This window comes from Streptomyces adustus, assembly GCF_009377175.1.
Lineage (GTDB): Bacteria > Actinomycetota > Actinomycetes > Streptomycetales > Streptomycetaceae > Streptomyces > Streptomyces adustus.
In genome coordinates this window covers 1-2578 of record NZ_VJZD01000493.1, presented here as the reverse complement: position 1 = coordinate 2578, position 2578 = coordinate 1, and the positions used below count along the sequence as shown (strand labels likewise).

General features: G+C 71.0%; 2 protein-coding genes. One reads left to right on the top strand and one right to left on the bottom strand.

What is annotated here, in order from left to right:
- Positions 1-843: diacylglycerol kinase family protein (locus tag FNH09_RS46000; RefSeq protein ID WP_162470111.1), on the bottom strand; the 843-nt coding region annotated here is incomplete at its 3' end.
- A 220-nt stretch (positions 844-1063) separates the two neighbouring features.
- Here FNH09_RS46000 and FNH09_RS45995 point away from each other — a divergent pair.
- A complete protein-coding gene (locus FNH09_RS45995) occupies positions 1064-2347 on the top strand; it encodes an adenylosuccinate synthase (RefSeq protein WP_162470110.1) in 1284 nt (427 codons plus the stop codon).
- Positions 2348-2578: the final 231 nt, after the last annotated feature.

Here is a 2578-nt window from a genome sequence, read left to right as displayed (position 1 = left end):
CACCGGCAGCGTCAGCCCCAGCCCCTCCTCCCACACCGTCCAGGTGCGCCTGCGGACCGGTCCCGCGACGCCCGCGTCCGCCCGGTAGCGGAAGTCCGCCCCGGACACGGTGACCCGCCGACCCCGGGCCAGCAGCGGCGCCGCCTCCGCGCCCACCGAGGACGGGCGCACCTCCACCGCGGCCAGCCCGGCACCGTCCGGTGCCACCGACACCGCGTCCACCGGCTGGTCCAGATCGACCAGGGTCACCCCGTCGACCTCCACCCGCAGCCGGGACGGGCCCTGCCGGGGCGTGGCGGGGGCGGACGGCGCCCGGTGCGGCCGGGTCGGCACCAGGGTCCGTACGAAGGACTGGCAGGTCCGCAGCCAGTGGTGCGCCGGGTCGGCCGAGTCCCCCTCAGGGGCCGGGAACGCGGGGACCGGTGGGATCCGCAGCGCCCCCAGCACCACTCCGTCGCTGTCGTCGACCAGCAGGTCCAGCCGGCGCGGGGCGCCGTCCAGCACCGCGCGGGCCGCCGCCACGGTCCCGGTGGGCACCCCCAGCGAACGGGCCACCGAGAGCGCGCTGCCCACCGGAACCATCGACAGCACGCATCCGGCCAGCTCCCGCTGTCGGTGCAAAAGGGACACCGCCCGGACGAGGGCCCCGTCGTCGCCGACGACGACCGGCCGACGGGACCCTCGACGGGCCAGTGCGCGGGCGAACTCCTCGGGCCCGTCCGGCAGACAGACCTTCGTCACCGCACCCGCGCTGAGCACGTCTTTCGCGATCCGTACGGCCTCGCCGTCCGTCTGCCGGGCGACCGGGTCGATGACCACCAGCAACGGGTCGGAAGTCGCCACCTCGGTCCTGCCTCGCTTCCTCGGGTAGCATCTTTGTGCAAGAGCCCCTTGCGCTATTGCGCCAGGGGCTTCGTCTATATCCGGGGCATCCGGGTCGACGGGTTGGCGGCCGACGACGGCCGCAGGCGGCCGACGAAGGTCGCCGGTTGTACAAGGCACACAGGCGTGCCGTGTACGCCCCTGACCTTGGACATGCCCCGCCCGGAAGGGGTGTACGCGCGTGCCCGCACTTGTGCTGCTCGGTGCTCAGTGGGGTGACGAAGGCAAGGGAAAGGCGACGGACCTGCTGGGCGGATCCGTTGATTATGTGGTGCGCTACCAGGGCGGCAACAACGCCGGCCACACGGTGGTCGTGGGCGACCAGAAGTATGCCCTTCACCTCCTCCCTTCCGGAATCCTGTCCCCGGGGTGCATCCCGGTCATCGGCAACGGTGTCGTGGTCGACCCGTCGGTCCTGCTCTCCGAGCTGAGCGGTCTGAACGAGCGCGGCGTCGACACGTCCAAGCTTCTGATCAGCGGCAACGCTCATGTCATCACGCCTTACAACGTCACCGTCGACAAGGTGACGGAACGCTTCCTCGGGAAGCGGAAGATCGGCACGACCGGACGCGGTATCGGACCGACCTACGCGGACAAGATCAACCGTGTGGGCATCCGGGTGCAGGACCTGTACGACGAGTCGATCCTGACCCAGAAGGTCGAGGCGGCTCTGGACGTCAAGAACCAGATCCTCACCAAGCTCTACAACCGCCGCGCGATCGCCGTCGACCAGGTCGTCGAGGAGCTGCTGGGCTACGCGGACAAGCTCCAGCCGTACGTCGCCGACACCGTCCTCGTCCTCAACCAGGCGCTCGAGGACGACAAGGTGGTCCTCTTCGAGGGCGGCCAGGGCACGCTGCTGGACATCGACCACGGCACCTACCCCTTCGTCACCTCGTCCAACCCGACCGCGGGCGGCGCCTGCACGGGCGCGGGCGTGGGCCCGACGAAGATCAGCCGGGTCATCGGCATCCTCAAGGCCTACACGACCCGGGTCGGCGCGGGTCCGTTCCCGACCGAGCTGTTCGACGCGGACGGCGAGGCGCTGCGCCGGATCGGCGGCGAGCGCGGTGTCACCACCGGCCGTGACCGTCGCTGCGGCTGGTTCGACGCGGTCATCGCCCGCTACGCGACCCGCGTGAACGGTCTGACCGACTTCTTCCTCACCAAGCTCGACGTCCTCACCGGCTGGGAGGAGATCCCGGTCTGCGTCGCGTACGAGATCGACGGCAAGCGCGTCGAGGAACTGCCCTACTCGCAGACCGACTTCCACCACGCCAAGCCGGTCTACGAGACGCTCCCCGGCTGGTCCGAGGACATCACCAAGGCGAAGTCGTTCTCCGACCTGCCGAAGAACGCCCAGGCGTACGTGAAGGCGCTGGAGGAGATGTCCGGCGCCCCGATCTCCGCGATCGGCGTGGGCCCGGGCCGGACCGAGACGATCGAGATCAACTCGTTCCTCTAGGGCCGGCCGGCCGACAGGGCCCGGTCCGTCCCTGAAACCCGCTGAGGGGCGCCCTTCGGGGCGCCCCTCAGTTCGTGCGCGGGCCGGTGCCGCGTCAGCTGAACACGATCATCGACCCCTGCGCGAGGCTCCGGGTCGCGGCCGCGTGCAGGCCCAGCCAGACGTGCCGTTCCCGGGCGAAGGGGCTGGGGTCGTACGGCGCCGGGGCGGCGGGCTGCTCCAGCTCCGTCG